Source organism: Rufibacter tibetensis (genome assembly GCF_001310085.1).
Classification (GTDB): domain Bacteria; phylum Bacteroidota; class Bacteroidia; order Cytophagales; family Hymenobacteraceae; genus Nibribacter; species Nibribacter tibetensis.
Map to the genome: position 1 here is coordinate 2206895 of NZ_CP012643.1, position 19944 is coordinate 2226838.

A 19944-nucleotide genomic window follows, 5' to 3' on the forward strand; every position below is an offset into this window, starting at 1 on the left:
ACACTCCGTTTCTAACCCAATTTTCAGAAAATAGTGGGCAAACAGAAATGTTTCTTTTCTGGGGTTTAGCCTTTGCTGCTTCTTTTCCGTTCAAACATTTTAGCCAAGATGAAGACAATGAAGAAGATAAGAGACCTCATAGCCCCACTAATTTTTATTTTGATCTCCGGCCTTTACCTGAGCGGTTGCCAAGCAATTGCACCTGCCACCTCAACGGATGCCACCGCCTCAGAGGAAAGCTCCGCCGATGCAGGCCCGCGGTATTCCCCGGATCGGGTAGACGTGCGGGGCACTATTACCCAACGCGAATACAACCAGGGGCAAATGCTGATTCTGGTGGAAGGAGTCACAGATCCAAGATACTCCCGGTTTAGCAGAGCGGTGGTGCTGGTGACCCCTGTCACGCAGATTGTAGGACTAGACGGAAGAACCATCAGCTTAAGTGAGCTGCAAAACGGGCAACAAGTGGCGATTCTGTTCAGAGGCCGTTTCCGTGAGTCAGTGTCAGGTTTTTCGGCGCAAGCCGTGGCCCGCAAAATATGGCTGGAGCCATTGGGAGGCTATTGATTACAAGCCGTTTTACGTAAATTGTGCGCAAATCAGGTTTTGCCTTTGCGTGCTGTATGTGTAGCTCTCTTTTTCGATTTGCGTTGGCTCTTAGCGGGCTGCTGTTAAGTTTCTCTTCGGCCACCGTGGCCCAGTCTGGCAAAGTCATCAAAATTGCCGATCTGGAAGTGCAGGTAGCCGGTTCCAAACAGCCGGCTACACAGTTGCAATATGCGTTTCAGGCCGGGGATGTGCTGGTGCTGGACCTGGAAAACAAAGCGAAGGTGAACTACAAAGTAACGGTGCAGGAGTACTTCTCTAACTCGCCGCTGTACAGCATTGAGGAGACCAAAAAACTGAACAACCTGCGCCTAACGGTTCCGCAGAAATCGGTGTACACCATCATCCTGCAGAGTTTGTCTGACATCAGCACGAAGAGCCACTTTACGCTCACCCGCATTCCTAAAAGTGAGGCCACGCAGAATTTTAATACGCTGGTAGCCTGGCGCACCATTCAGGACACCACCTGGACTACCGCCATTGAGAAGGTGCTGGTGAAGAACGACCTCAAATCAGAGACCGTGGTGGACAAGACCTTCCGGTTGGCGTCCGTTACCAATCTTACCAGCAATAACCGCAGCACTGAGCGCTTCAAGTTGCCCGCTAACACCAAGCATTGGGTGTACTGGGTAGGCGTGGGGCAGGAATCAGTAGAGGCATTGCAGGAAACGGGCAAGACGCTGGCCAAAGGCGCTGCCGCCCTGCTGACGGGAGGAAATCCGCTGGTGGCCTTTGGGTTGGGTTTATTGCCGCAACTGCCGCAGGTGAAGTCTAGTGGGTATATCAGCTATCATCTATTTAATAAGAACAACGCCTACCTGTTCAAGGAAGACCAGGACGGCTGGAAGCCTTATGCGGTAGCCAGTGGCAAAGATGTTCTTTCTGATTATGGCAAAGTGTTGATCAGCCAAACCCCTAAAACTGATGATGGTTACCTGTACCTCGGTTTCCAGAATCCCAGCACCATCACCGGTTTAGATCTGACCTTGAAGGTGGTTGCGTTCGTAGATAATCCAGTGTACCAGACCCGCACCGTGCGCAAGCCGGCTAAAATCACCACGCGCCGTGAGCCTATCCTGGCGGCTGACTAAACAGGCTTTCAGGCTGAATTTCAGAAAGAGGCCTAAAACGAGAAGTCGTATCTTTGCAGAAGCTTCGGCCTTTGCCCGGGCATTCCTATTATGAGCCTAGCACTTCCTGTTTCCTTCCAGACCCGCATGCAGACGCAGTTGGGTGAGGCCTACCCTGCTTTCGCCGACGCCTTGGCTCAGCCCTCGCCTACCAGCATCAGGGTGAACAAAGCCAAGTTGGCGCTGCCCACCAGTCTGCAGCCAGTGCCTTGGACCGAGACCGGATTTTACCTTTCGGCCCGGCCCAGCTTTACGTTAGATCCATTGTTCCACGGTGGCGCCTATTACGTGCAGGAAGCCAGTTCCATGTTCCTGGAGCAGGCGCTGCGGCAAAGCGTGGACTTGGACCAACCATTGGCGGTGCTGGACTTGTGCGGCGCGCCCGGCGGCAAATCCACCCACATTGCCTCGCTGCTTTCCCCGGAAAGTCTGCTGGTGGCCAATGAAGTGATCAAGCCCAGAGCCAATATCTTGGCTGAAAACATCCAGAAATGGGGCAGTGGCAATGTGGTCGTCACCAATAATGATCCCAGCCACATTGGACAACTCACCAGCTTTTTTGATGTGCTAGTAGTAGACGCGCCCTGCTCCGGCGAAGGCATGTTCCGCAAAGACCCCGATGCCGTAAACGAATGGTCTGAGGCCAACGTGAAACTCTGTTCTGAGCGCCAGCGCCGCATCTTGATGGATGTGTGGGATGCCCTAAAGCCCGGCGGAGTTCTGATCTACAGCACCTGTACCTATAACCGGGAAGAAAACGAAGAGAACCTGGCGTGGCTGGCCCGCCAACAAGACGCCGAGACTATTACCCTGCAACTACAGCCCGAATGGGGTATTACGGAGACCGAACTGGAAGGCATGCACGGCTACCGGTTCTACCCGCACCGCACCCAGGGCGAAGGCTTCTTTCTGGCCGCCGTGCGGAAAACAGACGGCGAAGAAGCCCGCACGTTCAAGAAGAGCAAGCGCCCCTATCTGGTTTCCGCCTCTAAACAAGAAAAAGCCTTGGTGCAGGATTGGCTCAAAGAACCGAAAGCCTGGGAGTTTGTAAAGCACAAAGAAACCCTCCGGGCCCTACCTGCCGCTTGGATGCTGGAGCTGGAGCAGTTGTATGAGAACCTGCGCGTGGTCTACGGGGGCATTGAGGTGGCCGAGGTGATGAAAAACAACGCCAAGCCTTTGCCCGCCCTGGCCCTCTCCCAATATGTTTCAGAAGATGCGTTCCCGAGCGCCGAAGTAGATTTCCCCACCGCCCTGCGCTACCTGCACCGCGAAGACATTGCTTTGGAAGATTCGGCGAATGGCTGGGTGCTGGTGCAGTTTCAAGGAGTAGCCTTGGGCTGGGGCAAAAAACTCCAGAACCGTGTCAACAACCACTATCCCAAAGAGTGGCGCATCAGAATGAGCCTAGATGAGGCGTTGAAACCGGAGAATGTGGCAGCCTTGTTTACGCTGGGAGATCAGTAAATTGAAACTTAGTGCTAAAGCCAAACTACATTTTAGGCTTAGTTTAATAATTAAAGGCATAAAGCAGAAGTCCCCGGCAAGTACAAACCTGCCGGGGACTTCTGCTTTATGGGTATGCTATGCACGTATCCTATTCCACGTACAACACCAAGCCCTTCAGGTATTCACCTTCCGGATGGAAGATGCTGATGGGGTGGTCTGCAGGTTGTGAGAGGTGGTGCATCACTTTCACGTTGCGGCCTGCTTCAATGGCGGCGGCCATGACGGTGTTGGCGAACAGGTATTTGTCTACCACACCAGAGCAGGAGAAGGTGAAAATGATGCCGCCAGGCTTAATTTTCTGAATTGCCTCGGCATTCAGGCGTTTGTAGCCCATCAAGGCGTTATGGCGCACTTTCTGGCTTTTCGCGAAGGCCGGTGGATCCAGGATGATGAGGTCATATAGCCCTTCCTTGCCTTTCAGGAAATCAAAGGTGTCTACCGCATAGGCTTCGTGGCGGTCCTGGCCGTTGTTCAAAGCAGCATTCTGGTCTGTCAGGTCAATGGCTTTTTTGGAGACATCCACGGAGTGCACGGCGGTGGCACCAGCATTGAGTGCGTAGATGGAGAAACCACCAGTGTAGCAGAAGGTGTTCAGGACAGTCTTGCCTTGGGAGTAGTGCGCCAGCAGTTGGCGGTTCTCGCGCTGGTCAATGAAGAAGCCAGTTTTCTGGCCGGTCACCCAATCTACCAGGAACTTGTTTCCGTTTTCAGTGACCACGTGCGGGGTGGGGGTATCACCAATCAGGTAGCCGTTCTGGCCTTGCGCGGTGCCTTTGCCCGGTAAAGTCTCCGCGCTTTTGTCATACACGGCAGATAGTTTGCCGTCGTACACTTCCATCAACGCCTGCGCAATGTGTTGTCGCACGTGGAACATTCCTACGTTGTGCGCCTGTAACACGGCGGTATTACCGTACACGTCAATGATCAGGCCGGGCAGACTATCGCCCTCGGCGAAGACCAAGCGATACACATCGGTATCGGGGGTGTCCAGGAAGCCTTGCTCGCGGCGGTAATCTACGGCCCGTTGCACGCGGCTCTTCCAGAAAGCGTAATCTGGTTCTACTTCCTCAAAAGAGAAAATGCGCACGGCAATAGAGCCCGGTTGGTAATGCCCGATGCCCAGGAACTCGCGCCGGTTGGTGTACACGGCCACAATGTCCCCTTCCTGCACGTCTCCTTCAATTTTCTTGATAGCCCCCGAGAAAACCCAAGGGTGGAAACGTCTCAGAGAATGTTCTTTGCCTGCGTGTAATAATATTGAAGGAAGATTTGCCATAGCCAGGGGTACGCGGTAGAGGTGGCGTACGTTTTTGGGTTGTTTTTGCAAAATTCGGTAAAAATTCCGGCTTTCTGCGGACCGGTCACCCACTTCTTCGTAAACTCGTCCGCCCAATAACCCCTTTGTTCCTGAACTTCGCCTGAAAATGCCTCTGCCCATTATTGACCTGCACTGCGACCTTACTGGTTATTTAGCCTGGATTCCGGGTGCCACCACCATGGATGTAGATGTTATTGGGTGCGCCATCCCGCACCTGCAGGCTGGACGTGTGCGGTTGCAGACCATGGCGTTCTTTACGCTCACTGAGCCGGGCAGCGCCGCGTTTACCCTAAAACAAGCGAGACTTTTCAAAGAGCACCTGCTTCTGAGCAAAGACGTTTTTGCCCCGATTTGCCAAAAAGACTTCGGAAATCAAGTACTGCATGGGGAGCGTGTAGCCATAGTAGCGGCCATTGAAAACGCCTCGGGGCTGTGCGAAGAAGAGGAACCTCTGGAACTGGCTTTCTCCCGACTAGAAGAAATCATCCATTTGGCGGGGCCACTCCTTTATATAAGCCTCACCCATGCCGACCAGAATCGCTTTAGCGGCGGCAACTTCACGCCGGGCGTTGGCTTGAAACCAAATGGCGAAGAATTGCTGCGCTACCTGAGTGGTAGACGCATTGCCATAGATTTGTCCCACACGTCAGACGCGGCTGCCTATGACCTGCTTAACTTCATTGATAAACAAGGGTTAGATATTCCCGTAATCGCCAGTCATTCTAACTTCAGAGCAGTGTATGATGCTCCCAGAAATCTGCCGCAAGAACTGGTGCAGGAAGTGATACGGCGCGAAGGGCTCATTGGCATAAACTTCCTGAAGAACTTTGTGCACCCAGAGCGGCCTGAGGTATTGCTGGAACACATCCAGTATGGTTTTGAGCGCGCCCCCAAAGCCATATGCTTCGGGGCTGATTTCTTTCAAGAGTCTGGTATGATGGTAGGTGGCGAGTCGTATTTCCACAGAGAGCACCGAAACGCGGCGCAGTACTCAACCATCTTACAAGCGCTGGAACAACAGTTTTCGCCGGAGCATCTGATTGCCCTCAGTTACGGAAATGCCTTGCAGTTTATGCAACGGCTTTGGAGTAAATAACCTCTATTAGGATGAACTCTCTTAATTCTGCGGAAAAAAGCCAAGCGTCCTGTCTGTTTAGGTCTTGATTTTTTCAAAACAAGCTTAAAGCAGATAGATCAGCAAGTAAGCGTGCAGGGAAAAGCTAATTGGGTGTGAGAGAGCAATTAGTAGTAAATATATAGAAGCAGTAATATTTAGCAGAGATTTGTTATATTCAAACAATAATCTGCTTTTTACTACTCCCCCTATATGCCTTCACGATTAAAAGTTGTTTTCTGCCTTCTGCTTGTTTCATTCATTGCCATTTTCGCTTTTTCTCCTAAGCCCAGGCAGCTGGAAGTGGGGTTGGAAGAAATTATCGCTAAGTTTCAGAACTTCGGGAAGGCGTATCCGCAGGAGAAGGTGTACCTGCACTTGGACAAACCTTATTATGCGGCCGGAGAGGATATCTGGTTTAAGGCGTACCTGATGAATGCCTCTTCACATGAGCCCAGCCTGTGGAGCAAAGTTCTGTATGTAGACCTGGTGTCGCCGGAGGACTCTATCTACAAGCGGGTGGTGGTAGACATGACAAACGGGATAGGTCACGGAGACTTCGCGCTGGAGGACACCATCCCGGAGGGGCAGTACCGGCTAAGAGCATACACCAGCTGGATGCAGAACTTTGACCAGGCGTATTTCTTTCACCAAAACCTGCAGGTTTTCAACCCGAGGGTAGCAGACCTGGTGCCTTCGGTGTCGTTTGCCTTCAAGCCGTACGGCACCGGAGATTCTGTGTATGCAGATGTGTCACTTAAAAATCTGAAGGAAGAACCTTTAACGCAAAGAGCCGTCACCTTTCATACTCAGTCTGGCAGAAAAGTGTCTGGCCGCCGTAAAAGCGAAACCAACAGCCAGGGAAATGCGCGCTACCGGTTCTATTTGCCTAACGGTGAGGCCCGGCAAGATGCCCAATTGTGGCTCAGCCTGAAAGAGGGAGAAGCGCAAATCCAGCGGCATTTCAATATCCCAACCTCCACTGAAAAAACTGACCTGCAGTTCTTCCCGGAAGGCGGGGAGTTGGTTAGTAATATGTGGAGCACGGTAGGCTTCAAGGCCGTAGATGTAAACGGGTTGGGCAAAGAGGTGCAAGGCAGTGTGTATGATGATACCGGCAAAAAGGTAGCTGATTTTAGAAGCCACAAGTTTGGGATGGGCCGTTTTGGGTTTATGCCCCAACCCGGCAGGAGCTACGCGGCCGTCCTGAACAACACTAAGGGCGAGGAAGTCAAATATCCTCTGCCGGCGGCGCGGGCAAAAGGAGTAGTGCTGAGTATTGACAACAGCAAGCTGGAGAACATTCAGCTGAAAGCATATTTAGTAGGCTATACAAGTGCAGAGGACCGGCCTCAGTCTATCAGTGTAATCGGGCAAAGCCGGGGAACGGTTTATTTCAGTGCACGTGCCGCCACAGCTAAAGACTTGCTTCTCATTACTATTCCCAAAGAAAAGTTGCCCACTGGGGTAATGCAGTTCACACTATTCTCCAACACCGGGGAGCCGCTGGCAGAACGCCTGGTTTTTAACAACCGCCATGATCACCTGCAGCTCACTTTAGCTCCGGACAAGCCTGCCTACAGCCCAAGGGAGAAAGTAACCATGCAGCTGCAGGCTAAAACAGTAGCAGGCACTCCGGTGTCTGGGCATTTCTCTGTCTCCGTGACCGATGCCCAGAAAGTAAGTCCTGAGCTAAACGCAGGTACTATTCTGTCCACTACCCTGCTGAGCTCAGACTTACGGGGCTATATTGAGCAGCCAGATTACTACTTCTCCTCACGGGAGCCGGAAGTTGCCTTGGCTCTGGATAACCTGTTGCTCACCCAAGGCTGGCGGCGTTTTGCTTGGAAAGACCTTCTGCAAGAAAAGAAGATGCCTCTTCCGTTTCCGGTGGAGCAAAGCCTGGCCGTGACTGGTACTGTTCTAAAGCTGTCCGGCAAGCCTGAACCTGGTGCTATTGTGACTTTCGTGAGTTTCCGGTCGCCTAACATGATACTCTTTGATACCACTAATGCCCAGGGAAGATTCGAGTTTGGGGTTATGGATTTGAATGATAGTTCCAAAGTGGTGGTGCAGGCCCGTTCGGCCAAGGGAAAGAACACCTTAGAAGTTAAATTAGACAAGGGCCTTCCTATTACGCCAGTGGAGCCGCAGGTGCCTTACAACTTGCCTCCAACACTGCTTTCCCAGAGCACTTGGGCGTACCTCAGAAGTAATAGAGAGCAGTTGAGATTAGATCAATTGGCTGGTAAAAGCATTTTGCTGAGTGCCGTAGAAATCAGGGCCAAAAAAATCAAAGAAGAAGACCAGTTGCGTCAAGGGCAGATTTACAGTCAACCAGATCAAACCATTAAAGCATCCAACCTGCCACTGTCTATGGATATCATTTCAGCCCTGCAGGGCCGCGTGGCAGGATTGCTGGTAACCGGTACAAGTGTTTCTATGCGGGGCGGTGGAACTCCTCTGTTTCTCCTAGATGGTATGCCCATGGATGCTGAGTTCATCAGAGGCATCTCCATGGCCGACGTAGATTTTATTGATATTCTCAAGCCCGGCGCCTCTTCAGCCATTTACGGGTCACAGGGTGGGAATGGAGTGATTTCTATCTTGTTGAAAAGAGGAAGCAGTAGTTCGGTAAATAACATGGCCCGCTACCAGGGGGTGGCTGCTTACAAGGGTGCTCATTATCAAAAAGCCAGAGAGTTCTACATGCCCCGCTATGACAAACCTGCTGAAGCAGAACTGCCTGACCTCAGAACCACCTTGTATTGGAGCCCAACGGTAATTACAAATGTGAATGGCCGCGCTTCCTTCTCGTTTTACAGTGCTGATCCCAAAACCACCTACCGGGCCGTGGTAGAGGGGCTTACTGCCGGCGGGCAGTTGGGAAGGGCCGTGGCAGAGATGCAGATAAAGTAAAAATGGACCTGTTTTCAGCCTCTTTTTCCTGAAACAAGCCCTAAACGCACGCAAAAAAATGCGCCGGAAATTTCGTATCTTTGCGGCCTGAATTAAGTAAAGCAGAAGATGTTAGATAAACTGGAAGCCATAAAGCAGCGGTTTGAAGAGGTAAATGAGCAACTCATCCAGCCAGATGTAGCCAGTGACCTGAAACGATATAAGTCTCTGAACAAGGAGTTCAAAGACCTTGAGAAGATAGTAGCCGAGTACGAGCGTTACAAATTATTGCTCAGCAACATAGAGCACACCAAAGAAGTCATCGCCACTGAAAAAGACGAAGACTTCCGCGAGATGGCCAAAGAAGAATTAGATGAGCTTCTGCCGCAGCGGGCTGAAATGGAGGAGCGCATCAAAGAAATGCTGATCCCTACTGACCCGGATGACAGCAAGGATATCATCATGGAGATTAGGGCGGGGGCCGGTGGCGACGAGGCTTCTCTGTTTGCCGGTGACCTTTACCGCATGTACAGCCGCTACGCTGAAAAGCAGGGCTGGAAAATGGAGGTGATTGACGTCATGGAAGGTACTGCCGGTGGTTACAAAGAGGTCATTGTAGGCATCAAAGGCGAAGATGTGTATGGCAAGCTCAAGTTTGAGTCTGGCGTACACCGCGTACAACGTGTGCCTGCTACCGAAACAGCCGGTCGCATCCACACTTCAGTGGCATCAGTAGTGGTGTTGCCGGAAGTGGAAGAACTGGACGTGGAACTGAACATGAACGACATCCGGAAGGACCTTTTCATGTCATCAGGACCTGGCGGGCAGTCAGTAAACACCACGTATTCTGCCGTTCGGTTAACGCACATTCCTACTGGTATTGTCGCCCAGTGCCAGGACCAGAAATCGCAGTTGAAGAATTTTGACAAAGCTTTGGCGGTATTGCGTTCCCGTATCTACGAGATAGAGTTAGCCAAGAAAAACGAAGCCGAAGGTGCCCAGCGCAAGAGCATGGTAGGTGGTGGCGATCGTTCAGATAAGATCAGAACCTACAACTATCCACAAGGCCGCGTAACCGATCACCGCATTGGTTTAACGGTATACAACCTGCCTAACGTAGTAGACGGAAACATTGACGAGTTTGTAGAGCAGCTCCGGATTGCCGAGAATGCGGAGCGTTTGAAAGAAGGCGCTCAGGCATAACCTACCTAACTATAGAAAGCGCAACCCTTAAAGTTGCGCTTTTCTTTTTCTTAGCCTTTTCTGCCCTGATTTCTGGAAAATAGTCCCTAAACGAAGACCAACCAAAAAACACAGGTAGAGGTTACCTCCCACTATACAAACCAAAGCGCCTTTCAACCACGTACCTTACTCCGCAATGGCTCACTACCTTTCTTCTGCTTCCTGGCGCCTGTGGCTGCAAAGCCTGGCTTTGGTGTGCCTGGTGGGCTGGTGGATGAGCGCCTGCACGCCACGTGATGAGGAGTTCACTCCTGATGCCAGTGCCCTGCTTCGGTTGGAGGCCGATACGGTACTTTTTGACACAGTTTTCACCGAGGTAGGCAGCGTCACCAAACGCCTCAAAGTTTACAACCCCAACAAGAACGCAATCAGGATCTCTGAGATAAAAGTAGGTGGTTTGGGAAACTCCCCGTTCCAGTTGTTTATTAACGGGCTTCCGGGACCTGAACTGCAAAATGTGGAGTTGCGGGGCAATGACAGCCTTTTGATTCTGGTCAAAGCCACCATCAATCCCAATGCACAGGAGCAGCCGTTTCTGGTGAATGACTCTATCTTGTTCCTGACTAATGGGAACCAGCAGAAAGTAAAATTAGTGGCTTATGGGCAGAACGCGACGTATTACCAGCGCAACTACCTCACCTCTCCTGCTGAAACCTGGACTGCTGCTAAAGCGCACGTAATTTATGACTCTGTGACAGTTCCCACGGGGCAAACGCTCACTATCCAGAAAGGCAGCCAGGTACATTTTCACCGCAACGCTAAGATAAAGGTGCTGGGCACGCTCAAAGTAGAAGGCGAGCATGAAAAACGGGTGCTGTTCCAGCAGGTGCGCAAGGAAGAGCAGTACCGCAACGCTCCGGGGCAGTGGCAGGGATTGGAGTTTCTGCCCGGTAGCCAAAACAATGTGATCAGCTACGCTGAATTGAAGAATGCGGTCACCGGCATTTACCTCAGGGCCGAAGGAAGCAATGTGCCACAGGTGACGCTTCGGCACTCTTTTTTGAAAAACATGCTGCAACACGGGGCCTTGAGCCTCGGCGGAAATGTGCGGCTGGAGAACAGCATTATCACCAATTGCGCTGAGTATGCAATAGCAGGCTTGGGCGGTGGCAGATACGAGATAGTCTTCAGCACTCTGGCAAACTATGCCAATGACTTCATCAGGTTAACTCCTTCGTTTGTGTTTGATGAGCAGTACGTTGTGAACAAAGAAGTTCTGAAACAAGGGAATTACGTGCTCACTGTGGTGAACAGCATCTTGTGGGGGCGGCAGGAAGACGAACTGAAGTTTGGTGACATGACTGGCTCCTCTAGCAGAACCATCAGGAACTCCTTTCTGAAAACCAAAACTTATAAAGCTGAGTTTGATACTAACGGCAACCGGATCAACGTAGATCCCCTGTTTCGCGACGCGTCTAAATTTGATTTCCAGCTCATCAAACTGTCGCCGGCCAATGCCGTAGGAACTCCGGTGCCGGGCATTGCCGTGGATTATGAAAATAAACCCCGTGATGCGCAGAAGCCAGACGCTGGCGCCCTGGAAGTAGACTATCAATAACTCGCCTGCCTTATGAAGTGGTTTCAGAAAACGCTCCGTTTGCCCGCCGTCACGCGTGGGTTTCACCTCATCACAGATCTGCTGGAGGCACAACTGCCCGAACTGGAACAAATACAGGTTGGGCTGGCGCATGTCTTCATACAACACACCTCGGCAAGCCTTTCCATCAACGAGAACGCAGACCCAACAGTACGCCATGACTTTGAGCAGCATTTTAACCGCACGGTGCCCGAGAATGCTCCTTATTACCGCCACACCTTGGAAGGGCCTGATGACATGCCTGCGCACATCAAGGCCTCTTTAATGGGGGCCTCTGTAACCATCCCCATTACCAACGGACAGTTTAATCTGGGTACCTGGCAGGGCATCTACTTGTGTGAGCACCGCAACCATGGCGGTAAACGCACGGTGGTAGTCACCCTGCAAGGACAATAATTCTTCTTACTTCTCTTCCTCAGCTGATTATACCTCTGGGAAGCTGGGGGAAACTGTGCGGTTAAGTAAAGGGTTTTTGTTTATGCCAACGATTGCATATAAATGAATTCTGGCTAACTTTAGATAATCCTTTGTCCATGAGAACGTAACAACTCGTAAAAGAAGGAAGTCACTTTACACACGAACGAACAAAGCAGCATGCAACACATCTACCGTTTCTTTTTACTTCTTCTGGGGTTTTTAGGCGTGCAGGCAACCAGCCATGCCCAAACTGGGCCCATTGCCCAAGGCAAACCTAAGTTTCTGGGAAACATCTACAGCAACGCCCAAGCGCCTGGCTTTACCAATTACTGGAACCAGGTAGCCCCTGAGAACGGCGGGAAGTGGGGAAGCGTGGAAAGCACCAGAGACGTCATGAACTGGACCGAGCTGGATGCAGCCTACAAGCTGGCTAAAGACAACAACTATCCCTTCAGAATGCACGTGTTGGTATGGGGAAACCAGCAACCCGCCTGGATTGAAACCCTGTCTGATGCGGAACAATTAGAGGAAATACAAGAGTGGTTTGCGGCGGTGGCTCAGCGTTACCCAGCCATTGACTTACTGGAGGTGGTGAACGAACCCATCAATGATCCGCCCACCTCAGCTGGTAACGGTGGCGGAAACTATGCGAAAGCATTGGGCGGAAGCGGGGCCTCAGGTTGGGAATGGATTTTAAAATCATTCCGTTTGGCGCGGCAATATTTCCCCAACACCAAACTCATGATCAATGAGTTTAGCCTTACAAACAGCACCACCCGCACCAATACATACGTAAATATCATCAACCTGCTTAAGGCCGAGAACCTGATAGATGCGGTAGGCGTGCAGGGGCATTACTTTTCTACTAGAAACATTCCCAGTGCTACCATTACCAGCAACCTCAACCTGATTGCCGCCACCAACCTGCCCATTTATATTACTGAAATGGACATTGATGACCGCGTTGGCACCCAGGCACCCGCCAACCAGACCGCAGCCGATCAATATCAGTTAGATGAGTACAAACGTATCTTCCCGTTATTCTGGGAGCATCCTTCGGTGCGCGGAGTTACCTTGTGGGGCTACCGTACGGGCATGTGGCGTACCGACCAGGGAGCCATCCTGATCAGAACCAACGGAACTGAGCGCCCAGCCCTAACCTGGCTTCGGACGTATGTGGCCTCTACCCTAACTTCTTCTAAAGAAGAGGAGATTGCGGGGCTGCAGTTCTACCCTAACCCGGTTACCCATCAACGGCTCACCATTACCGGGCTGGAAAGAAAAAGCCAGATCAGCGTTCTGGACCTGAAGGGTGCCTTGTTGAAAAAGCTGGAGGTGAAAGGAAATAAAGGCCAGGAAGAAATTGCCCTGAACCTACCAGCCGGAATGTACATCCTGCAAGTTCAGCAAGATGACAGTTTTGCCACCAGAAAGATTGTAGTACAGTAAACCTGCTTAGTTAATATTGAAAAGCCCTGCTGCCATTCCCAATGAAGGAAGTGGCAGCAGGGCTTTTGTTTTCTGCAGCTTGTCATGTTCTCTACAACCTGGCTATGGATCTGCTTGCAGATATGAAACACTTTCAAGCCTGTTTTCAGGAAAATAAGCCTAAAACGTTTTTAGCGAGAGGCCGAGGAATAACCAATCTGATCAAAATGGACGGTGAAGGTGGTTCCTTCTCCAAGCTTGCTATCTACGGTGATGGTTCCGCCTAAGGCTTTCACCTGCATCATGGTGAGGTAGAGTCCCAATCCTTTAGACTGTTCTGTCTTGTGAAAAACCTTGTACAACCCAAATAGCTTATCTCCTACTCTTTCCATGTCCATGCCCAGACCGTTGTCTTCTATTGAGAGGTGAAGTGTTTTGCCGGTGCGCCAACTTCTGATTTTGACCACAGGCTCCCTGTCTGGTGACCGGTACTTCAGGGCGTTTGAGATGAAATTATGTAAAATACTCTCTAAATAAAGTTTAGGCATGTAGATGGAGGAGACTTCCAGTTCGGGTACAATCTGGGCACCGGTTTGCTCAATGGTGGCTGCCAGGTTCTGGGTTTCCTTCTGGATGAGTTCAGCCAAAGACACCTCCTCATTTGGAAGTTGTTGCACCAAATGTGTCTTTAAGATGACATTTAAGTCATTAATGGTCTCGGTCATGTTGTCGCTGACCCGTTTTACGCTTTCCATAGCGTAAGTGGCATTTTCCTCGCCAGGTTCCTCTTTGTAGAATTGGTACAGGCCCTGAATATTGGATAGTGGTGACCGAAGGTTATGCGAAATAATGTAGGCAAAATCCTCTAGCTGAGCATTTCTGTTGCGCAATTGGTCTGCATTAAGCAGCAGTTCCTGGTTTAGGTTTTGCAACTCTGCCGTTTGGTTCCGGAGCCGTATGGCAATCAGGTCTTTCAGCAGTACCTGGGTGATCTCAATTTCATTCAAGGTCCAGGGGCGCGACTTGCCTTTGATCACCTCTTCCCACTTCTCAAAAGACTTTCTGGGGTGAATCTGCAGGCCGTCACTAGCCATGGGTTTCTCAGGGTTGCCCGCCCACACCCGGGTTTCCTTTATCTCCGGTTTGAAGAACAGCAGGTATTCTTGGTTATAGCGTGAAATCTCCAATGCCATCAGGCCACTGGCCACCTTGGTGATGGTCTTCGCCGCAGGCCACTCCGCTGACAAATGCCGGGTACAGAACACGCCGTCATGCACGTGCTCTGAAAGCCATTGAATTAAATTTCTGGTTTCTTCTTCAGATGGGGTATTCCCGAACGTGGTCAAGGTGCCATCCAGTAAAAGAGCTGCCCCGTGGCTTTCGGTGATGTCCAGCAGAGTGGGCTTCTGGTGAAACAGACCCTCAGACATGCTGAGGCCGCTGTTCAAGTGCTGTACCAATGCCCGCTCCGCCTCTTTGTACTGGGTAAACTGTTCCTGGTCCCGTTTCTCCTGTAGCGTGGTGATTACATTGGCAAACGTTTTAGTGACCAGATCACAAAGTTGCCGGCGCCATACGTCAATGTACGTAGGTTCCACGTTGTGGCACGCAATCACGCCCCACAGCTTATTTTTAACTATGATGGAGAACGAGATGGTGGCGGCTACCCCTGTATTGCGCACGTACTCTAAGTGTATCTCAGAGGGGTTGCGAAGCTCTGAGCGCAGAATATTGGTGGGGGCTCCCGTGCTTGGGTTGAAGTACGGGTAGATTTCCACGGCCTGGGCGTTTGCATTTGGTATCTGCCGCACGTGCTTCTGCAACAGCAGTTCCCGTGCCGGGGCCGGAATATCAGTGGCCGGGAAGTGATGGCCAATAAAAGACTGCAGATGCTCCTCACGGCTTTCGGCAATCACGTCTGTGTTCCACTCCTGGTCAAATTGGGTAATGTCTACCCGGTCATAATGCAGAATGGTTCTGAGGGTATGGGCTACGGCTTCGGCTACCTCTTCTAAGGTGTAAAGGTGGTTGAGTTGGTTATGTAGCTGGCAAAGAAGAATGTTGTGACGCATCTTCTCCGCATCTGGGTACGGGGCGCTAGGCTCACATTCCAGAATGAGTTTAGCCTCGGTTTTATGAAGATGGCCTATAAACGGGATACCGCTCATAGAAAGAAAATGCGTGCCAGTTTGTGTGGGGTCAAACGTGGTTTCTTCAGGTGAAAGGAGGTCCTCCAGGAGTTTGCCTAAAACCTCCTCCAGCGTAAGGGGCAGGTACTCGCCAACGTTCTTGCTGGCCTGCTCAACCTGCAGAGTATTTTGGTCCAGTACCAGTAGAAAGCCATGGGGCTGAATGCGCCCTATGAGGTGAATGGGTTCTGTATCGCAGTTAGTTAGGTCAACGTGGTGATTCTGATAATTTTGCATGCGTTTAGTACTTCCTCCTGGGAGGTTCTTTGGCAAAGGAGAGGTTTGCGGTTAACGCGGCAAGGATAATTACGTTACAAAATTTCCCCTGATATCTTCAACAATCACATCTTTCTGGAGAAGATATCTGTAGGGGATAAAATCCCAAGCCTTATTTTTGACTTATGTTTGTTTCCCTCAGTTCCTTTACCATCGCCAATGACACCGAAGCCAGTGTAAAAGAGGCGTTCAAGAATAGACCTCACTTGGTTGACAATGCACCCGGTTTCCAGAAACTGGAAGTGCTTTCACCGCAGGATAACCCCAATGAAATCTGGCTTATGACCTACTGGGATGATGAAGACAGCTTCAAAACTTGGTACAAAAGCCACCAGTACCAGGACTCCCACAAAGGCATCCCGAAGGATACCAAACTGGTGCCTGGCAGCATCAAAATCCGGTATTTCTCTAAAATTAGTGAATAGGTGGTCTTAAAGGCTATTGCTTTTTACTACCTCACCCATGACGCTATAGTGATCTGCTCCCATTAAAAGAAGCTTCTGGGTTTCATCAAGGCGGTACCGCGTGAGACTTGGCGAGGAACCAGCCTGCACCTTCAGGTGCATCTGCTTTTGAGTCCTGAACAGCATGTTTTCTTGGGCAATGGTGGCATCTAGCTGTACTAGTTGCCCCTGCGCATCCAGAGTATAGGTAACCTCCTTCACGTTGGTGGAAGCGTCTTCCTTGGCTTTGTAGGTGCGTACCTGCTGTCCCAATGCATTCGTGGTGACTTGCTCGTCAAACAACCCTTTCAAAGCTGGCTTGTTAATATCTGCATCTGCGAAAGGGGCAAGTTCCTCAGACCAGTTCAGGGAAGGGAATGTTTTGGTTTCCGCAGATCCTTCAGGAGTAGAGACTTTCTTGCGGGCCGCTGCTTTCTGAGCTGAAAGGGCTTGTGCTTCCTTGTTCAGGAACCCTATAAGGTCATATGCCTGGTGCGTGCTCTGCATTACGCGGGGTGTGGTCTCGTCTTGGCAGGCCGTTGCTCCTATCATGAAAGTAATCAAGGCAAAGGTTGATGCCTTAAACCAGGAAGAAGCAGAGAGAAGCGTGGGCATAGAGTAAATAAAAATGAAAGTCTAAGTGTTGTACGCCTGTTTTACGGGAAACAGAATGAAAACGGAGGAAGAAGAAAGCAAGCTTTTCTGCCTCCGTTTTTTTATAGCAATGGTGCTTATATAATAGTAGGCATGAGCAAAGAATTGCCCGTCATCTCGGCTGGAGGTTGTACCTCTAACAAGGCCAGCACCGTAGGCGCAATGTCACCTAATTTTCCGTCCATCAGTTCTCCTTTGTACTCCTCATCGGCCAGGATGATAGGAACCAGGTTGGTGGTGTGGGCGGTGTTAGGTGTGCCGTCCGGGTTGCGCATCATGTCGGCGTTGCCGTGGTCTGCGATGATGATAGATGCGTAGCCATGCGCTAAAGCAGCGGTTACCACGGCTTGGGCACACTGGTCTACGGTTTCCACTGCTTTCACAGCTGCTTCAAACACGCCGGTGTGGCCCACCATGTCTGGGTTGGCGAAGTTGAGGCAGATAAAGTCAGCAGATTCGGCTTCAATCTCCGGGATAATGGCGTCTCTGATGTCAAAGGCGCTCATCTCAGGCTGCATGTCATAAGTGGCTACCTTTGGCGATGGGCATAACAGGCGCTTCTCACCTTCAAACGGTAATTCACGCCCACCGGAGAAGAAGAACGTTACGTGCGGGTATTTCTCGGTTTCAGCAATTCTGATCTGGGTTTTGCCGGCTTTTTCCAAAACTTCGCCTAACGTGTTCGCCAGGTTATCTTTATCAAAAATGGGCTGTACGCCTACAAAGGTATCGTCGTAGTTGGTAAGGGTGTAGTACCGAAGGCTCAACGGGTACATGTCCTGCTCTGGGAACTCGCGCTGCGTCAGGGCTTGGGTGATCTCGCGGCCACGGTCGGTCCGGAAGTTAAAGCAGATGACCACGTCTCCGTCCAGGATTTTGGCAGTTGGTTCACCGTTCTCGTTCAGGCACACAATTGGTTGGATGAACTCATCGGTGGTGCCGTTGTCATATGACTCCTGAATGGCTTCGCGCCAATTGACAGAACCACGGCCATTCGCATGCACTAATAAGTCATAGGCCAGCTTTACGCGCTCCCAGCGGTTGTCACGATCCATGGCGAAGTAACGACCAATAATAGACGCAATTTTGCCGCCGGTGGTGTCCAGATGGTTTTGCAGATCGGTTAAGTAAGCCAGACCGGCTTTAGGATCTGTATCGCGGCCATCGGTGAAGGCATGTACAAACACGTTCTCCAGGCCTTGTTCATGTGCTAGGGAGCACAGCGCCTTTAAATGTTCAATGTGGGAGTGCACGCCCCCGTCAGACACCAGGCCTATGAAATGCACCGGCTTGCCGTTTTCGCGGGCAAACTGAAAAGCGTCTTGTAAAACCGGATTCTGGCCCAGCGTTTTTTCTCTGATGGCTACATTCACTTTTACCAGGTCCTGGTAGACCACGCGGCCCGCTCCCAGGTTCATGTGGCCAACCTCAGAATTGCCCATCTGGCCCTCCGGCAGACCTACGGCTTCACCGGATGCCTCTAAGCGCGCGTGCGGAAAACGGTGAAATAACGAATCCATGAAAGGAGTATTAGCGTGCGCAATCGCCGATACGGAAGGGTCTGTTCCCAGTCCCCATCCGTCTAGAATCATCAAAAGTACCTTTTTGCTCATGCGCGTAAAGATACAAGCCAGTCTGGAAAAAGAAGCGTTTGCGGTTTGAATCTGCAGATTTCCTGTATCTTTAGGCCTATGAACTTATCTGCCTTTGGCATAGTTTTGGCATACAAGAAGTAAAACTTGTTTACAAAAGACATGAAAAATTTAAAGAGATTGATGGCGATGACCGTGGTGCTGTTGGGGATGCTGGTAGGCACCGGACAGGTAGCTGCTCAATCTGACGTGATGGGTGGTATCCAGTCAGCTATCAAATCTGGTTCTTCCCGTGATTTGGCCCGCTACTTCAATTCCAAGGTAGACGTGAACATTGATGGTGACAACGGAAGCTTCAGCCAAAGCCAGGCCGAGATGGTGGTGCGTAACTTCTTCAGCAAGAATGCCCCGGTAAGTTTCAGCTTTGACCACCAGGGTGGTTCTGAGGACGGCCAGCGCTACGCCATTGGAAAATACAACCACAAAGGCGGCCGCTACAACGTAGTGGTGAAGGTGAAGAAATACGGAGATTCCTATAAGATTGACACTATTGAGTTTAAATAACAGAATATAATTGCCCGTTATAGGGTAATCAGAAGAAAAGGCACCGATTGTTCGGTGCCTTTTTTTATTTTTGCACCGTGAAAGCATCCTACCTTACTCAAGAAGGCATTAGGGCATTTATCCGGCAGGCCCTGCAGGAAGACGTAGCCGATGGCGACCACTCGTCATTGGCCTCTATTCCAGAGAGTGCCACTAACCAGGCAAAGCTCCTGGTGAAAGACCGTGGTGTGCTGGCCGGTGTGGAACTGGCCTGGAAAATCTTTCATGAAGTAGACCCTACGCTTAGGTTGGAGGTGTTTTTACAGGACGGGGCTCAAATCAACCATGGTGACATTGCTTTCACTGTGCACGGCAAAGCCCGGTCTATTTTGACCGCCGAGCGCCTGGTTCTGAACTGCATGCAGCGCATGAGTGGCATTGCCACGTACACGCAGAGCCTCATGAAACTGATTGAAGGCACCGGCGCCAAATTACTGGACACCCGCAAGACCACGCCTAATTTCAGGATGATGGAAAAGTGGGCGGTTATGATTGGCGGCGGTACAAATCACCGGTTTGGGCTATATGACATGATCATGCTCAAAGACAACCACGTAGACTATGCTGGGGGCATTAAGCAAGCGATTGAAGCCACCCACCGCTACCTGGAGAAACTGGGCAGAACGCTCAGGATTGAAGTAGAGACCCGAAATCTGGATGAGGTTCGGCAGGCACTGGAAACCGGCGGAATTGACCGCATCATGCTAGACAACTTTGAAGTACCTTTGCTGCGCGAGGCAGTGGAACTGATTGACGGTCGCTACGAGACCGAGGCCTCTGGTGGTATCAAAGAAGAAACCATTAGAGCCGTAGCCGAGACGGGCGTGAACTACATTTCTGTAGGAGCACTCACCCACTCTAACCGCAGCCTGGACCTTAGTTTGAAAGCTTTTAAGTAAAAAGACCCAATAAGAATACAGTAAACCAA

General features: G+C 50.9%; 16 protein-coding genes. 12 read left to right on the forward strand and 4 right to left on the reverse strand.

Features of this window, described 5'->3' with window-relative positions:
- The first annotated feature begins 117 nt into the window (after positions 1–117).
- From DC20_RS08820 to DC20_RS08830, 3 genes are all read left to right on the forward strand, one after another.
- Complete coding sequence (locus DC20_RS08820; protein WP_062543496.1) at positions 118–567, forward strand: hypothetical protein; 450 nt, start codon at positions 118–120, stop codon at positions 565–567.
- Between the two features lie 56 nt (positions 568–623).
- Positions 624–1697 carry a hypothetical protein gene (locus DC20_RS08825; RefSeq protein WP_157593108.1) on the forward strand — a complete coding sequence of 358 codons (1074 nt, stop codon included), beginning with the start codon at positions 624–626 and terminating at the stop codon, positions 1695–1697.
- Between the two features lie 90 nt (positions 1698–1787).
- On the forward strand, positions 1788–3203 hold the full coding sequence (locus DC20_RS08830; protein WP_062543498.1) for a methyltransferase RsmF C-terminal domain-like protein: 1416 nt from the start codon (positions 1788–1790) through the stop codon (positions 3201–3203).
- A 130-nt stretch (positions 3204–3333) separates the two neighbouring features.
- Here the strand turns inward: DC20_RS08830 and DC20_RS08835 are convergent, their stop codons facing one another.
- Positions 3334–4521 carry a class I SAM-dependent rRNA methyltransferase gene (locus DC20_RS08835; RefSeq protein WP_062545880.1) on the reverse strand — a complete coding sequence of 396 codons (1188 nt, stop codon included), beginning with the start codon at positions 4519–4521 and terminating at the stop codon, positions 3334–3336.
- Positions 4522–4669: 148 nt separating this feature from the next.
- On the opposite strand from DC20_RS08835, the gene DC20_RS08840 reads away from it, so the two are divergent.
- The 6 genes from DC20_RS08840 (at position 4670) to DC20_RS08865 (ending at position 13280) form a co-directional block, all read left to right on the forward strand.
- Positions 4670–5659, forward strand: coding sequence for a dipeptidase (locus DC20_RS08840; protein ID WP_062543499.1), 990 nt, complete (start codon positions 4670–4672; stop codon positions 5657–5659).
- A gap of 231 nt (positions 5660–5890) precedes the next feature.
- Positions 5891–8596 (forward strand): TonB-dependent receptor plug domain-containing protein, encoded by a 2706-nt coding sequence (locus tag DC20_RS08845; protein WP_062543500.1) that lies wholly within the window; start codon positions 5891–5893, stop codon positions 8594–8596.
- A gap of 108 nt (positions 8597–8704) precedes the next feature.
- Positions 8705–9778, forward strand: coding sequence for a peptide chain release factor 1 (gene prfA, locus DC20_RS08850; RefSeq protein WP_062543501.1), 1074 nt, complete (start codon positions 8705–8707; stop codon positions 9776–9778).
- A gap of 175 nt (positions 9779–9953) precedes the next feature.
- Positions 9954–11375 (forward strand): hypothetical protein, encoded by a 1422-nt coding sequence (locus DC20_RS08855; protein WP_062543502.1) that lies wholly within the window; start codon positions 9954–9956, stop codon positions 11373–11375.
- Positions 11376–11387: 12 nt separating this feature from the next.
- Positions 11388–11810, forward strand: coding sequence for a secondary thiamine-phosphate synthase enzyme YjbQ (locus DC20_RS08860; RefSeq protein WP_062543503.1), 423 nt, complete (start codon positions 11388–11390; stop codon positions 11808–11810).
- A 198-nt stretch (positions 11811–12008) separates the two neighbouring features.
- Entirely contained in the window at positions 12009–13280 is a 1272-nt protein-coding gene (locus DC20_RS08865) for an endo-1,4-beta-xylanase (RefSeq protein WP_071885416.1), read from the forward strand.
- 170 nt (positions 13281–13450) lie between these two features.
- Here DC20_RS08865 and DC20_RS08870 read toward each other — a convergent pair whose 3' ends face one another.
- A complete protein-coding gene (locus tag DC20_RS08870) occupies positions 13451–15685 on the reverse strand; it encodes an ATP-binding protein (protein WP_062543504.1) in 2235 nt (744 codons plus the stop codon).
- Between the two features lie 164 nt (positions 15686–15849).
- On the opposite strand from DC20_RS08870, the gene DC20_RS08875 reads away from it, so the two are divergent.
- Entirely contained in the window at positions 15850–16149 is a 300-nt protein-coding gene (locus tag DC20_RS08875) for an antibiotic biosynthesis monooxygenase family protein (RefSeq protein ID WP_062543505.1), read from the forward strand.
- A gap of 6 nt (positions 16150–16155) precedes the next feature.
- On the opposite strand, the gene DC20_RS08880 is transcribed toward DC20_RS08875, so the two are convergent.
- Both DC20_RS08880 and gpmI read right to left on the reverse strand, forming a co-directional pair.
- Positions 16156–16782 carry a hypothetical protein gene (locus DC20_RS08880; protein ID WP_062543506.1) on the reverse strand — a complete coding sequence of 209 codons (627 nt, stop codon included), beginning with the start codon at positions 16780–16782 and terminating at the stop codon, positions 16156–16158.
- Positions 16783–16898: 116 nt separating this feature from the next.
- Positions 16899–18434 carry a 2,3-bisphosphoglycerate-independent phosphoglycerate mutase gene (gene gpmI, locus DC20_RS08885; protein WP_062543507.1) on the reverse strand — a complete coding sequence of 512 codons (1536 nt, stop codon included), beginning with the start codon at positions 18432–18434 and terminating at the stop codon, positions 16899–16901.
- A 141-nt stretch (positions 18435–18575) separates the two neighbouring features.
- Here gpmI and DC20_RS08890 point away from each other — a divergent pair, with 141 nt between their 5' ends.
- Together DC20_RS08890 and nadC are read left to right on the forward strand one after the other, a co-directional pair.
- On the forward strand, positions 18576–18977 hold the full coding sequence (locus DC20_RS08890; RefSeq protein ID WP_083470284.1) for a DUF4783 domain-containing protein: 402 nt from the start codon (positions 18576–18578) through the stop codon (positions 18975–18977).
- Between the two features lie 77 nt (positions 18978–19054).
- Complete coding sequence (gene nadC, locus DC20_RS08895) at positions 19055–19915, forward strand: carboxylating nicotinate-nucleotide diphosphorylase (RefSeq protein ID WP_062545881.1); 861 nt, start codon at positions 19055–19057, stop codon at positions 19913–19915.
- The last annotated feature ends 29 nt before the right edge of the window (positions 19916–19944 follow it).

Coding starts and splice junctions, on each gene's coding strand:
- DC20_RS08820 (WP_062543496.1), top strand. CDS start 118: ATGAAGAAGATAAGAGACCTCATAGCCCCACTAATTTTTATTTTGATC.
- DC20_RS08825 (WP_157593108.1), top strand. CDS start 624: ATGTGTAGCTCTCTTTTTCGATTTGCGTTGGCTCTTAGCGGGCTGCTG.
- DC20_RS08830 (WP_062543498.1), top strand. CDS start 1,788: ATGAGCCTAGCACTTCCTGTTTCCTTCCAGACCCGCATGCAGACGCAG.
- DC20_RS08835 (WP_062545880.1), bottom strand. CDS start 4,521: ATGGCAAATCTTCCTTCAATATTATTACACGCAGGCAAAGAACATTCT.
- DC20_RS08840 (WP_062543499.1), top strand. CDS start 4,670: ATGCCTCTGCCCATTATTGACCTGCACTGCGACCTTACTGGTTATTTA.
- DC20_RS08845 (WP_062543500.1), top strand. CDS start 5,891: ATGCCTTCACGATTAAAAGTTGTTTTCTGCCTTCTGCTTGTTTCATTC.
- prfA (WP_062543501.1), top strand. CDS start 8,705: ATGTTAGATAAACTGGAAGCCATAAAGCAGCGGTTTGAAGAGGTAAAT.
- DC20_RS08855 (WP_062543502.1), top strand. CDS start 9,954: ATGGCTCACTACCTTTCTTCTGCTTCCTGGCGCCTGTGGCTGCAAAGC.
- DC20_RS08860 (WP_062543503.1), top strand. CDS start 11,388: ATGAAGTGGTTTCAGAAAACGCTCCGTTTGCCCGCCGTCACGCGTGGG.
- DC20_RS08865 (WP_071885416.1), top strand. CDS start 12,009: ATGCAACACATCTACCGTTTCTTTTTACTTCTTCTGGGGTTTTTAGGC.
- DC20_RS08870 (WP_062543504.1), bottom strand. CDS start 15,685: ATGCAAAATTATCAGAATCACCACGTTGACCTAACTAACTGCGATACA.
- DC20_RS08875 (WP_062543505.1), top strand. CDS start 15,850: ATGTTTGTTTCCCTCAGTTCCTTTACCATCGCCAATGACACCGAAGCC.
- DC20_RS08880 (WP_062543506.1), bottom strand. CDS start 16,782: ATGCCCACGCTTCTCTCTGCTTCTTCCTGGTTTAAGGCATCAACCTTT.
- gpmI (WP_062543507.1), bottom strand. CDS start 18,434: ATGAGCAAAAAGGTACTTTTGATGATTCTAGACGGATGGGGACTGGGA.
- DC20_RS08890 (WP_083470284.1), top strand. CDS start 18,576: ATGAAAAATTTAAAGAGATTGATGGCGATGACCGTGGTGCTGTTGGGG.